Raw genomic sequence first — 12,849 nt, forward strand, 5'->3', positions numbered from 1 at the left:
GGGCTGCTCAAGGGCTGATCGAGGGGAGCGGTTGTGAGCTTTGCGGTGCTGCCGCCTGAGGTCAACTCGGTGCTGCTGCTTGATGGACCGGGTCCGGTGCCGATGTTGGAGGCGGCGGCCGCCTGGGACGGGATCGGCAGCGAGCTGAGCTCAGCGGTGACGTCGTTTAGGTCGGCAATCGCAGACCTGGCGGACCAGGCATGGCAAGGCGCGGCTTCGGTGTCCATGACGACCGCAGCCGCCCGATATGTGGACTGGCTGGGTGGGGCAGCCGCTCAAGCCGAACGGTCAGCTGCCCAAGCCCGGGCGGCGGCCATCGCATATGAGGCGGCGCTGGCAACGATCGTGGACCCCGGACTGATCGCCGCCAATCGCGGCCAGCTGATTTCGCTGGTGATCTCGAACTTGTTCGGCCAAAACGCCCCAGCGATCGCGGCCGCCGAGGCTGCGTATGAGCAGATGTGGGCTCAGGATGTCGCCGCGATGAGCGGGTATCACGCCAGCGCGTCGGCAACGGTCGCGCGGTTGACCCCGTGGGCGCAAGCGCTAGAAGATCTGCCAGGCGAATTCGCCAGAGTTATCCAGCAGACCCCTACGGCGTTGGCCACTGGATTCACCCAGGTGTCCAACACCATCCTGACCGAGATCTTCGGGGCGCCGGCCGCTCCTCCCTTCCCGGCAACGGAGGCAGGGACCTTCACCGGCACGCCGTCACTGCTAACGAGATTTGAAACCGCCGCGCTGTATCCGGTAAAACCCCTCCTGAATTTGTCCGGACTCGAAACTCAACTTGCCGTGCCAAGTAATCCACTTTTGCAGCTGATTGCCAGCGACGTCCCGCCGATATCGTGGTTTATCGGCAACTCCCCACCACCGTTGTTGAACTTGCTGCTGGGACAAACGGTCCAATACACCACATCTAACGGGATGAGCGTCGTGCAGATCACGCCGGCTCAACCAACCGGCGAATACGTGGTTGCCATTCACGGTGGCGGGTTTATTTTTCCGCCGTCATTTCTCCACTGGATCAACTACTCGGTGATGGCTTACCAGACCGGCGCGACCGTTCAAGTTCCCATCTACCCGTTGCTGCAGCAAGGGGGTACCGCCGGCGTCGTTGTCCCCGCAATGGCTGGCCTCATCTCCACTCAAGTCGCTCAACACGGGGCCTCGAACGTCAGCGTGATCGGCGACTCCGCGGGCGGCAACCTCGCACTAGCGGCCGTCCAATATATGGTGAACCAGGGTGACCCCGTACCCGCGTCAATGGTTCTGCTGTCCCCGTGGCTGGACGTAGGGATGACCAATCCAAATATTGCGTTTGTCCAGGATCCCCTGCTCCCGGTTGGGCCTGCGCAACAGATCGGCAGGGTGTGGGCAGGCAATCTTCCCGTGAATGACCCTCGGGTGAGTCCGCTGTATGGGTCACTTGCCGGGCTCCCGCCGACGTACGTCTACGCGGGCAACCTGGACATACTCGCTCCGGACGTGTTTGTTCTCCAACAAAATGCCGCGGCCCTGGGTGCCCCGATCAACTTCGTACTGGCCAATGGGCAAATTCACGACTGGATTCTGCTCACCCTGGACGGTCCCCAGTACTGGCCTCAGATCAACCGGGAACTCGGTATCGCGGCATGATCGATCTGCATCGCTGAACTCGCTGCCTTGCGTGATGTCGTGACCGACAGCAAATGCGCTGCCCCACATGGTCGGCCGGGTAACGACAATGGCGTCCTCCGGCTTGCGCCATCCTTTGTCACGGCAGAACTGAATTCGTTCAGGCACGAATTCACTCAGACTGTTGCCGCTTGGATTCACGAGCTACGTCGGCGGCTTGGTGTACTTGGCGGAACAGCCGGCCCCAGTCAGGCATCCGGCCCCGAGCAGCGAGCAACGGTGCCGGGGCGCCCTGCACCTCCGGCAGGTCAAGAACAAGCCACGCCCCAAACTGATACGGTTGCACCCGCAATTGAAGCGTTTCGAGTTCGTCTTCTAGGACCACCGGAACTTTCACGAACTCTCCGGGCTGTGCTCGATCAAGCCGACGCTGAATCTCGTCGAGATCGACATCAGCAGCAAGCCGCCATCGAAGTTCCTGGCCGGTTCGGTGCGTGGACGAATAGAGCACAAGGTATTTCGCCAAGAGTTTCTCCCTCCGGTGGTGCGCGGCTACTCAGGTGCGTCGATGCAGGAAGCCGTGCAGGATCGCCTGGACGAGTTCGTCGACAATCGCCTCTTTCGGGGGCGGCCTTTCTCCGAAGAAAGTGGAACGCAGCGCAACCATGCCGACGATCATCGCCACCGTTGAGTCAGCTGGCAGGTCCGGCTGTCTCGATCGCATCCCGCGTAAGCGCATTCCCTCGGCGCTGATCTGACCGAGCGCCGCAATGGCCCGCCGGATGTCGGCGATGCCCGCGCCGGCAATTTCCTCCTCGCTGAACGATTCTGACGCTGCGAGCGTCAGGAGCAGGCCGCGATGTTCCACAATCACGTCGTAGAGCCGCTCGACAAAATGCCGGGCCAGTTCCTCTTCGTCGGTCTCCTCGGGCACGACCGCCTGCCACGTCCGGCCGAATTCGTCGACGAAGCTCGTGAAAGGAACGACGAGGGCCTGCCGAAACAGTCCAGCCTTCGATCCGAAGTGCCGGAACAGCAGGTATTCGCTGACTCCGGCGGCCTCGGCGATTTCACGCGTCGTGGTGGTGCGGTAGTCCTGGCGGGCGAACAGCTCGCGGGCGGCATCGAGCAGGAGTCTGCGCGGCTCGCCGCGGGGCCGTCGGATCGCCGGACCCGACCTGTGTGCCACGGCGTTCACGATAGTCGGCCTTGACCGTCCTTATAGAATAGTGTCCACTATTAACGTGGGCGCAGTCATCATGCTTGGCACACTGTTTGGGCTGATCGCTCTCATCGTTGGCTTGGTCGTTTACTTCGACCCGGAAGCGCGTGGTGGCGCGCGTGACGAGCAATGAGCGCCGAGTTGACGCCCTTGCTGACGGCGGCGGTTGTCTTCGGCTGGGGCAGCGGCATCCTGTTCACCGCAATTGGTGTGTATCTGAGCATCCGCGGCCGTCGCATCCACCCACTGCTACTGCTCTGCATCTCGGCGATCTCGTTCTCGTGGATCGAGGCTCCGTACGACTGGGCGATGTACGCGCAGTTCCCTCCCGCTTTGCCTCGCATGCCGTCGTGGTGGCCGCTGAACATGACGTGGGGTGGGCTGCCTTCGTCCGTGCCCGTCGGCTATATCGGCTATTTCGTGATGCCCGCAGTTGTCGGCGCCCCGCTCGGGCGATGGTTGAGTGCGCGGTTCGGCTGGCGTAGGCCAATCACCCTGCTGACCGTCGGCCTCGCCGTTGGCTTCTGCTGGGCCTTCGTTTTCAACGCGTTAATTGGCGCCCGGCTCGGCGTATTCCATTACGGCTACGTGATTCCCGGGCTTGCAATCTTCGAGGGGACCAAGCACCAGTACCCGATCTATGACTCCCTGGCGTTGGGTGCGCAGATCATGGTGTTCACGTATCTGCTGGGCCGCACGGATTCCAAGGGGCGAAATGTCATCGAGATGTGGGCGCGCAAGAAATCGACGGGCCGTCTGCAGTCGTCAGTCCTATCCATCGCTGCGGTCATCGTCATCGGAAACCTGCTCTACGGGGCGGTCTTTGCGCCCCACCTGGCTACGAAGCTGGGCGGTTGGGTGACCTCGGGACCAGCCGAGCAGCTGTTCCCCGGCGTACCGAACCAACCCCGGTAGGGCCGATACCGGGCGCGGCCGCCCGTCAAGGCCAGGTAAAGACCAGTTATCGATTCCTCATCATCTTCAAAGTGTCGCAGCAGTTTCGAGCACTGGGATGCCACACTGCGACTGCGCGTTAATGAAACAGGAGGCAGTGTTTCGATGCGAATGGTGCGAATGCTTGGCTGGGCCGCGCTTGTCGCCGTTCTTTGCGTACCGAATCCACTGCTGGCAGCTCCCGCGCATGCCGCACCGACGTGCGGGGTCAACCTGAGTGCCCCAGAGATCCAAAGCGCGATCAGCTCGCTGCCGGCGCTGCCGCAAAGTTACCCATGGAACACCAACCCAAAAAGCTTCGATCCGAGCAGCAATTACAACCCGTGCACAACCCTCTCGGCGGTCATCATCACCGTCGAAGGAGCGACCGGCGGTTCGCCGGATCTGGCATTGCTCTTCCACAACGGCACTTTCGCCGGGGTAGGGACGCTCAAGGCATACCCTTTCACCACGATCAACGGGGCTCAGACAACTGACGACACCGTCGCCCTCAACTACAAAGACGACCGGAACGTCTGTACCGCATGCACCGGTCCGGTCACCACCGTGAGGTATCAGTGGCAACGCGACCATGTCGCGATGTTGGACCCCGCGCCCACGTGGTGAATCCCACGAAGCGACGTCTAATCCCGGCTTTGCAAGCTGGCAAGCTTCCGAATTGTTTGAATTTCACTGTCCTGAAAGGGCCGTCCATCGGGGAGTAGGAGGTCGCTGAACCATACTCTCGGCGGCTTGGGGTACGGGTGATCCCACGAATCCCACGGCAGGTAGGTTTGAGTCTTTCCGGCAACCAAACCCCAATTGAACGCACCAACGTTGTGCCGCTTCGCAATTGGCAGGATTCCCTCGACCGTGCTGCCCTTAGACCGAGCCAGATACTCGGTGCAAAGGATCGGCCGCCCCAGCGGAGAAAGTTCGGCGATCCGGTTCTCGAAGTCGGCTGGGGCGGCATAGCTGTGGAATGTGATCACGTCCGCGTTGTCGAGTTGAATGCCACTGATTGTGCTGCGGCGCCCCGGATCTCCCCAGCTTCCTTGCCAGACGCCACTCGTCAATGGCTGAGCAGGATCAACCGCGCGCGCCCACCGAAACACTTGCGGGAGCAATTCCGCGACAAGCTCGAGCTTGTCTTTCCTCTCCACCTTCCGGTACACGCGCGCGGGATTGTCGGGCTCATTCCACAGGTCCCAACCCAAAACGCGGTTGTCACTACGGAATTGGCTCAACACTCCCGTGACGTAGTCGTGTAGAACGCCGCTGTACCGGCGATCGCCGAGGTGTTCAGCACCCGGGCTCTGCACCCAACCGGAGTTGTGCACTCCAGGTCGTGGCGCACGCTGCGGACCCAGCCTGGGGAACGGGTCCCAACAGGAGTCAAACAAGACAAACAATGGTTTGATGCCGCGGTTGGCGGCGATGGCGACGAACTGCGCCAGACGGCCTTGGAAACCTTGGCGATCCTGGGCCCACAGCTGATCGTGGAGGAAGACCCGCACAGTGTTGAACCCGTGCGACCGCGCGACCCCCAGCTCGGCATCGATGCGCCGGGGGTCATAGGTGCCGGGCTGAAACATCTCGAGCTGATTGATGGCGTTGGAGGTGATGTAGTTCGCGCCGACGAGCCAGCCTTGCGCCTGATACCAGCTATGGGCACGCTCGGCGGGCCACCGGCCCGCTTCGGCCGAGGCACGCGGCGCTCGGGCAACTGCCGTGCCGAGTGCCAGCGCCAGCGGTAGCTTCAGGGCGGTTCGGCGCTGCACGAACAGACGATAAAGTCGCCGGCCACCGTCTCCGGCCTTGCTCGGCAACGTGTTTCGTCTTGCTTATCCATTCGCAATGATTTCGTTGTGCCACAGCGTCTATGGCGACGCCAGCCGATCGTGGAAACCCGGCCCGGCCTCCGGCGTCACATTGCGCGCGGTGATCTCTTCGCCGCAGCGGGCGCACACCAAGCGGGGATCGACGAACTCCCCGCAACTGTGGTGGCGCAGCACAATTGGTGGGCCGCCTGGGTGCGGCAAATGCTCGTCCCCCCACCGCATAAGGACGACGATTGCTCCGAATAGGTCGTGGCCTGCCTCGGTGAGCCGGTACTCATGACGCTCGGGATCCCGCGAGTACGGCACCCGGTCCAGCAGGCCCACATCAACGAGCATCCGCAGTCGCGACGACAGCGTGGGCCGCGGAATGTTGAGGTTGCGCACAAGCTGACCGAAACGCTGCACCCCGAAGAACGCCTCGCGCAGGATAAGCAGTGTCCAGCGCTCGCCGACCAGCTCGAGTGCGCGGCCGACCGACTCGCCTTCGAAGCGGTGCGACAGATCGGCGGCGGCCATAGTTCAGTAACTGTACCTGGTTCAATTGCTGAACCATCGGTGGTATCTTAGCTTCGATGAATCAGAGCGACACCGAGATCGAGGCCATCGCCGAGAAAATTGCGCTGTCGGCTTGGGAGATGTCCGCAGAGATCGACCGCGACCGCCGACTTCCCGACGGGCTGGTGGCGCATCTAGCTGAGGCCGGGTTACTGCGTGCCACCATGCCGCGTGAGGTGCGGGCGCTGGAGCTGTCGCCCGGGCCGGCGCTGCGGTGCGCCGAAGTTGTAGCGCGCGGCGACGCCTCGGCAGGATGGTGCGTGTCAATCGCGATTACCAGCGCCCTGCTGGTCGCCTATCTGCCGGCGTCGAGCCGTGACGAGATGTTCGGCGACGGGCGGGGTGTCGCTGCGGGGGTATGGGCGCCGCGCGGCACGGCGCGGTCGGTCGACGGCGGTGTCGTGGTGTCCGGGCGTTGGCCGTTCTGCAGTGGGATCAACCACGCCGACATGATGTTCGCCGGCTGCTTCGTCGATGAAAAACGCGTGCCATCGGTCGTGGCACTGCACAAAGACGACCTGCAGGTCCTGGACACCTGGCACACACTGGGCCTGCGCGGCACCGGCAGCCACGACAGCGTTGCCGACGAGGTCTTCGTGCCCGCCGATCGCGTGTTCTCGGTGTTTGACGGACCTACCATCGATCGGCCGCTGTACCGCTTTCCGGTGTTCGGCTTCTTCGCGCTGTCGATCGGCGCCGCCGCCTTGGGCAATGCGCGCGCCGCCATCGACGAGCTGGTCGAGCTGGCCGGCGGCAAGAAGGGACTCGGTGCGACGCGCACCTTGGCGCAGCGTCCGGCGACCCAAGCGGCGGTGGCCACGGCCGAGTCGGCCCTGGGCGCCGCCCGCGCGCTGTACTACGAGGCGATCGACGAAGCCTGGCGGGCCAGCCAGCAACCGGAACCGGTACCGGTGGCGATGCGCAACCGGCTCCGGCTGGCGGCCACGCACGCGGTACGGACCTCGGCCGACGTGGTGCGCACCATGTACGACATCGCCGGCGGCACCGCCATCTACGACGCAGCACCGCTGCAACGTCGGTTCCGAGACGCGTTCACGGCCACCGCCCATTTCCAGGTCAACGAGGCGTCGCGCGAGCTGCCCGGCCGCGTCCTGCTGGACCAGCCCGCCGACGTGTCGATGCTGTGAGCGGTATCGAAGTCGTCCTACCGTTCTGGCTCGACCGGCCCGACCTCGAGGCAATCGACGGCGCGCAGGCCGCGTCCGACGCCGGCTTCGACACGGTGTGGATTGGCGAAATGGCCAAAGACCCGGGAGGCCGGGCAACTCTCCACGCGTTAGTCCAGGAGATCTGAGTCGTGACCATTAGCAACACCGTGTGCCGTCTGGCCGCCCGTCCGATTGGCCTGCCCACACCCTCGAACTTCGAGGTCATCGATGAGCCCGCCGGGCATCCGGCCGAGGGCGAGTTCCTGGTGCGGGTGGAGTACCTGTCGGTCGATCCGGCGATGCGGACGTGGATGAATGCGGGTCGCTCGTACGTGCCGCCCGTCGAGATCGGCGAGGTAATGCGCGCCGGCGGAATTGGGCGCGTCATCGACTCGCGTCACCCGGATTTCGCGGCCGGCGACGAGGTATATGGCATGTTCGGGGTGCAGCGCTATGCGGTTTCCGACGGGAGTGGCGTGACTGCGGTGGACACCACCGTCGCACCCGCGCCGGTACATCTGGGCGCTCTCGGGATCAGTGGCCTGACGGCCTATTTCGGACTGCTCGATATTGGCCGGCCGCGGCCGGGTCAGACCGTCGTCGTCTCCGCGGCCGCCGGTTCGGTGGGCAGCATCGCCGGCCAGATTGCCCGGATCAACGGCTGCCGCGCGGTCGGCATCGCCGGCGGCGAGGACAAGTGTCGCTGGCTGGTCGACGAGCTCGGATTCGACGCCGCCATCGACTACCACGCGAGCAATCTGCGCGCACAGCTAAAGACGCATGCACCCAATGGAATTGACGTCTTCTTTGACAACGTCGGGGGAGCGGTCCTGGAGGCTGTGCTGTCGCGGCTGGCTCGTGGCGCGCGCGTCGTGATCTGCGGCGCCATCTCGCAATACAACGCCGCCGGCGAGTTACGGGGACCGGCCAACTACATGCAGCTGCTGGTCGCGCGGGCATCCATGACCGGCTTCGTCGTCTTCGACTACGCCGACCGATACGCCGAAGCCGTTGCGCAGCTGGCGAATTGGCTGCGCGGTGGTGAGTTGCGTTCGCGTGAGCAGGTGGTCCACGGCGACGTCGGCGACTTTCCCGACGTCCTGTTGGCGTTGTTTCGCGGTGATAACACCGGCAAACTGGTGCTCGCGCTCGACGGCCGCTCCTAGCGTGGCAAATATCAGCCAATGAGCTGCGTGAGCCAGCTTGGATCCTGCAGGTTCACCGACTTCTTGCCATCCCACACAAACGGCGTGCCCTGAGCATTCAGGCCCGCCAGCGTCGCGTCGGCGTTTGCGGTCTTCGTCTGGGCGGTGCCGAGGTCGTTTCCTGCCTTGATGCAGCTGATCACCGAGGCAGTGGCGCCGACGGTTTGAGCCAGATGGGCCAGTTCGGCATCGGTGCGATCGGCTGCGGCGCCCTCCTGAGGCTGAAAGTCGCTGGCGAATAGGCCTGAGTAGAAGTTGGCGTAGATCTTCGGGTCGTTTTGTCCTGCGACGCAGTATGTGGCCGCCACCGCGCGGGTCGAGTAGTTCTTGCTGTGCGACTGGTCGTCGAGGAAGTTGAGCAGGTGATAGCGCACCGCGAGTTTCTTGTTGTCCACGGCGGCGTCGATCTCGCTTGCGTACGACCTGATGAAGGCGCCGCAGGGTGGGCAGATCGGTTCGTTGAACACGTCGATCGTTGCGGATGCCACGGGGCTGCCGACCAACACACCGTCATCGAGAACGCGCAACGCAACCGCGTCTGCCGGCGGCGCCGGCGACGATGTCGTCCGACGCGGCGTGGATGCCTGCCACGGATGGGTAAGGGCGATGACCAGCCCACCGGTGACGGCCACTACAACGGCAACCGCCGCGCCTACCCAGATCCACGGCTTGCGATTGCTTGGCGCAGGCGCTGGCTGACCCCATAGCGGCGCCCCGCCGCTACCCGCGCTGCCGCCCCAAGCGGGGGGCCCGGCCCAGGACGTCGGCTGCGGCATTGGTCCCGACGCATACGGCGACCCCGGAGCCGACGGCGCGTGCCACGGACCCTGGGTAGGCGGCGCATGCGGGGCCGCGGCAAAACCACTCGGCGCAGGGGTGGCAAACCCGGGCGGCAACTGAGCTACCTGGCTGCGCTGCAATATGTCGGTCGCACGATCCTGATCTGGTGTGGCCAGCGCCGCATAGGCGGCCGCTGACAGGTCGCCACACGTGGCGTAGCGGTCCGCGGGATCTTTTGCCATGCCGCGGGCGATCACGCCGTCGAAGGCGACCGGAACGCCTGGCCGGACGGCGCTGGGCCGCGGGATGGCCTGGCTGAGATGCGCGCCCATCACACTGAGCTGGTCGCCACGGTACGGCGGGGACCCGGTCAAACATTCAAACAACACACAGGCCAGGGCGTAGATATCGGCCCGATACGTTACTTCGGACTCACCGAATCGCTCCGGGGCCATGTAGTAGAGCGTGCCCACCGTGCTGCCCAGCTGCGTGAGCTTCTCGTCGGACGTGGCGCTGGCAATCCCGAAATCCACCAGATAGGCGAAGTCGTCGGCGCTGACCAGAATGTTCTCCGGCTTTACGTCGCGATGCGTCACCCCGGCGGCGTGCGCGGCGTCGAGTGCCGAGCCGATCTGGCGGATAACTGCCACGGCACGCGGCGGGGTCAGCGGCCCGTAGCGTTTCAACATGGCGGCCAGGTCCTTGCCGTCGATCAGGCGCATATCCACGTAGAGCTGCCCGTCGATCTCGCCATAGTCGTGAATCGGCACCACGTGCGGTTCCTGCAGCCGGCCCGCGGTGCGAGCCTCGCGCTGCATGCGAGTGCGGAAAACGGGATCGCGAGAGAGCGTCTCCGACATCAGTTTCAGCGCCACCACTCGCTCACGGACCGTGTCCTCGGCCTCGTAAACGTCGCCCATGGCGCCGCGCCCCACCAGGCGCCGCAGCCGATACGGCCCGAACTGCGAGCCCTCCCGCGAACCCGCGGTGTCACCCATCGCCGACTCTCTCCTCACCCCGCGGTGGCGGGCCAGGCATAAGGCTAGGTCATCATCCTCGATCCGACGACAGCCAGGACACGCGAGTACCCTCCAGCGCCATGGGGAAGCCGCGATGAGTGCGGGTCTCTTCGGACTCCTGGACGACGTCGCGGCGCTGGCCCGGCTAACCGCCGCCTCCGTTAACGGCGTCGGCCCCGCGGCCGGCCGTGCCGCCGCAAAAGCCGCCGGAGTGGTGATTGACGACACCGCGGTGACGCCGCAGTACGTACACGGGATCAGCGCCGAGCGCGAGCTGCCGATGATCAAGCGCATCGCGATCGGATCGCTGCGCAACAAGCTTTTGTTCATCCTGCCCGGCGCATTGCTGCTCAGTCAGTTCCTGCCGTGGCTGCTGTTCCCGATCCTGATGCTCGGCGCCACCTACCTGTGTTACGAAGGCGCCGAGAAAGTTTGGGCCACCATCCGCGACACTGACGGCCACGCCCCGCAAGTGGAAACCGAGCGCCACATGGTGACCGCCGCGATCCGGACCGACTTCATCCTGTCCGCCGAAATCATGGTGATCGCCCTCAACGAGGTAGCCGACCTGCCGTTCCTGCCGCGGCTCGTCGCCCTGGTCGTCGTTGCCCTGATCATCACCGCCGCGGTGTATGGCGTGGTCGGCGTCATCGTCAAGATGGACGACGTCGGCCTGCGTCTCACCCAGACGGCATCCCGATTCGCGCAGCGGGTCGGGCGGGGCCTCGTTGTCGCGATGCCGAGACTGCTCGCAACGCTCTCCGCGGTCGGGACGGTGGCAATGCTCTGGGTGGGCGGCCACATCCTCCTGGTGGGCAGCGATCATCTCGGCTGGCACGCCCCGTACGGCGTGCTGCACCACGCCGCGGAGCAGCTACGTCATGCCGCCCATTCCGTCGGTGCCGTGCTGGCCTGGTTGGTTAATACCGGCGTGTCTGCGGTGCTTGGCTTGATCGTCGGAGCCGTGGTCGTTGCCCTCGTGCACTTGGTTCGGGCCGGCGGGCGACGGCTTTACGTGCCGCAGAAGGTGCGGTAGGCGCCGAAATCCTCCGGGGCCGGAGTCGCATAGCGCTCCAGGCCGGCGCACTCGTCATACGGGGCGGACACTGCGGCAAGGAGCCGTTCGAGCGGTTCGATATCGCCCGCCGTCGCCGCCGTCAGCGCTTCCTCGACCAAATGGTTGCGCGGAATGTAGATCGGGTTGACCCGGTCCATCAATACGGCATCCGGACCCAGGGCGCGCCAGCGCGACAACCAACCGTCGAACCGCGCGAGATCGGGGAACAGCCCGCGTGCCGGTTCGGTGTCGCCGCGGGCCGCGTGGCTGAGGTGACGGAAGAACGAGGTGTAATCGACGCGGCTGTCCCGCAGCTGGACAAGCAACTCGTCGATCAGCGGCGTCGCGACCTCGGCCGCGCCGTCCGCCGGTAAGCCAAGCTTGGCCCGCATGCCCGATGACCAGGTGTCGCGGTATTGATAGGTTTCGCCAAATGCGTTCTGCGCGAGTGCGATTGCTTCCTCGACATCGTCGGAAATCAAGGGCAGCAACGTCTCTGCGAACCGGGCAAGGTTCCACTCGGCGACAACCGGCTGATTGCCGTAGGCGTAGCGTCCCCAGAAGTCGATTGAACTGAAAACGGTTTCGGGGTCGTAGGCCTCCATGAACGCGCAGGGGCCATAATCGATGGTTTCGCCGGAGATCGTCACGTTGTCGGTGTTCATGACCCCGTGGACGAAACCGATCAGCATCCACTGGGCCACCAGGGACGCCTGCACCGCGACCACCGCTTCGAACAGCGCGAGATAGGGGCGCTTGGCCTGCGCAGCACTTGGATGGTGACGGGTGATCGCATGGTCGGCGAGGCGCCGCAACAGATCGACATCACGGCTGGCTGCGGCATATTGGAAGCTGCCCACCCGCAAGTGACTGCTCGCGACGCGGACGAGCAAGGCGCCCGGCAGTTGTCGCTCCTCACGCTCGACCAGTCGCCCCGTCCTTACGACGGCCAAGGATCGCGTCGTCGGGATACCCATCGCGTGCATCGCCTCGCTGACGATGTATTCGCGCAGCATCGGTCCCACCACCGCGAGGCCGTCACCACCGCGCGCGAATGGTGTGTGGCCGGAACCCTTGAGGTGGATGTCGCGAAGCCGCCCCTCGGTGTCGGTGAGCTCGCCCAAAAGCAGCGCGCGCCCGTCGCCCAACCGCGGGACGTAACCGCCGAATTGATGCCCCGAGTAGGCCTGGGCTACCGGAACCGCGCCCTCGGGTACCAGGTTGCCTGCCAAGAACCGCAGCCCCTCGGGACTGCGCAGCCAGGCGGCGTCGAGACCGAGCTGGGCCGCCAGCGGCTCGTTGAGCACGAGCAACTGCGGGTCGGGTGGCACCTCGGCTTGCCAGCGGATGGCCAGCTCCGGCAACTCACGGGCGAAGCGGTCCTGCAGCGGGACCGTCACGTCCGGTGCCGTATGAAGTTCGGGACTCACTCCGCCCACACTACGGAGACG

Annotated in this window: 12 protein-coding genes and 1 pseudogene; 7 read left to right on the forward strand and 6 right to left on the reverse strand. The window is 64.8% G+C overall.

Features of this window, described 5'->3' with window-relative positions:
- The first annotated feature begins 45 nt into the window (after nt 1-45).
- Nucleotides 46-1,638, forward strand: a complete 1,593-nt coding sequence (locus tag AADZ78_RS07405; protein ID WP_085249270.1) for a PPE family protein — start codon at nt 46-48, stop codon at nt 1,636-1,638.
- A 151-nt stretch (nt 1,639-1,789) separates the two neighbouring features.
- On the opposite strand, the gene AADZ78_RS07410 is transcribed toward AADZ78_RS07405, so the two are convergent.
- On the reverse strand, nt 1,790-2,143 hold the full coding sequence (locus AADZ78_RS07410; RefSeq protein ID WP_139828538.1) for a hypothetical protein: 354 nt from the start codon (nt 2,141-2,143) through the stop codon (nt 1,790-1,792).
- Nucleotides 2,144-2,173: 30 nt separating this feature from the next.
- Entirely contained in the window at nt 2,174-2,815 is a 642-nt protein-coding gene (locus tag AADZ78_RS07415) for a TetR/AcrR family transcriptional regulator (protein ID WP_239656772.1), read from the reverse strand.
- A gap of 153 nt (nt 2,816-2,968) precedes the next feature.
- Between AADZ78_RS07415 and AADZ78_RS07420 the strand changes: the two genes are divergently transcribed.
- Together AADZ78_RS07420 and AADZ78_RS07425 are read left to right on the forward strand one after the other, a co-directional pair.
- Nucleotides 2,969-3,754, forward strand: a complete 786-nt coding sequence (locus AADZ78_RS07420; RefSeq protein WP_085249245.1) for a spirocyclase AveC family protein — start codon at nt 2,969-2,971, stop codon at nt 3,752-3,754.
- Nucleotides 3,755-3,898: 144 nt separating this feature from the next.
- Nucleotides 3,899-4,399 carry an LppP/LprE family lipoprotein gene (locus tag AADZ78_RS07425; RefSeq protein WP_239655225.1) on the forward strand — a complete coding sequence of 167 codons (501 nt, stop codon included), beginning with the start codon at nt 3,899-3,901 and terminating at the stop codon, nt 4,397-4,399.
- A gap of 17 nt (nt 4,400-4,416) precedes the next feature.
- On the opposite strand, the gene AADZ78_RS07430 is transcribed toward AADZ78_RS07425, so the two are convergent.
- On the reverse strand, nt 4,417-5,553 hold the full coding sequence (locus AADZ78_RS07430) for a cellulase family glycosylhydrolase (protein WP_085249246.1): 1,137 nt from the start codon (nt 5,551-5,553) through the stop codon (nt 4,417-4,419).
- A 99-nt stretch (nt 5,554-5,652) separates the two neighbouring features.
- Nucleotides 5,653-6,129 carry a winged helix-turn-helix transcriptional regulator gene (locus AADZ78_RS07435; RefSeq protein ID WP_085249247.1) on the reverse strand — a complete coding sequence of 159 codons (477 nt, stop codon included), beginning with the start codon at nt 6,127-6,129 and terminating at the stop codon, nt 5,653-5,655.
- A gap of 56 nt (nt 6,130-6,185) precedes the next feature.
- Between AADZ78_RS07435 and AADZ78_RS07440 the strand changes: the two genes are divergently transcribed.
- From AADZ78_RS07440 to AADZ78_RS07450, 3 genes and pseudogenes are all read left to right on the forward strand, one after another.
- Nucleotides 6,186-7,316: an acyl-CoA dehydrogenase family protein gene (locus tag AADZ78_RS07440; protein ID WP_085249248.1), complete on the forward strand. Its 1,131-nt coding sequence runs from the start codon at nt 6,186-6,188 to the stop codon at nt 7,314-7,316.
- Nucleotides 7,313-7,432: pseudogene (locus AADZ78_RS07445) on the forward strand (LLM class F420-dependent oxidoreductase); the annotation flags it as partial. The gene AADZ78_RS07440 and the pseudogene AADZ78_RS07445, both read left to right, overlap by 4 nt.
- Before the next feature lie 54 nt (nt 7,433-7,486).
- Entirely contained in the window at nt 7,487-8,503 is a 1,017-nt protein-coding gene (locus AADZ78_RS07450) for an NADP-dependent oxidoreductase (RefSeq protein ID WP_085249249.1), read from the forward strand.
- A gap of 11 nt (nt 8,504-8,514) precedes the next feature.
- Here AADZ78_RS07450 and AADZ78_RS07455 read toward each other — a convergent pair whose 3' ends face one another.
- Nucleotides 8,515-10,320, reverse strand: a complete 1,806-nt coding sequence (locus AADZ78_RS07455; protein ID WP_085249250.1) for a serine/threonine protein kinase PknE — start codon at nt 10,318-10,320, stop codon at nt 8,515-8,517.
- A 115-nt stretch (nt 10,321-10,435) separates the two neighbouring features.
- On the opposite strand from AADZ78_RS07455, the gene AADZ78_RS07460 reads away from it, so the two are divergent.
- Nucleotides 10,436-11,377, forward strand: coding sequence for a DUF808 domain-containing protein (locus AADZ78_RS07460; RefSeq protein ID WP_085249251.1), 942 nt, complete (start codon nt 10,436-10,438; stop codon nt 11,375-11,377).
- Here AADZ78_RS07460 and AADZ78_RS07465 read toward each other — a convergent pair.
- Entirely contained in the window at nt 11,353-12,798 is a 1,446-nt protein-coding gene (locus AADZ78_RS07465) for a protein adenylyltransferase SelO (RefSeq protein ID WP_420910076.1), read from the reverse strand. The two genes, AADZ78_RS07460 and AADZ78_RS07465, sit on opposite strands and share 25 nt — an antisense overlap.
- Nucleotides 12,799-12,849: the final 51 nt, after the last annotated feature.

Origin of the sequence: Mycobacterium riyadhense (assembly GCF_963853645.1) — a bacterium.
GTDB classification, from domain to species: Bacteria; Actinomycetota; Actinomycetes; order Mycobacteriales; family Mycobacteriaceae; genus Mycobacterium; species Mycobacterium riyadhense.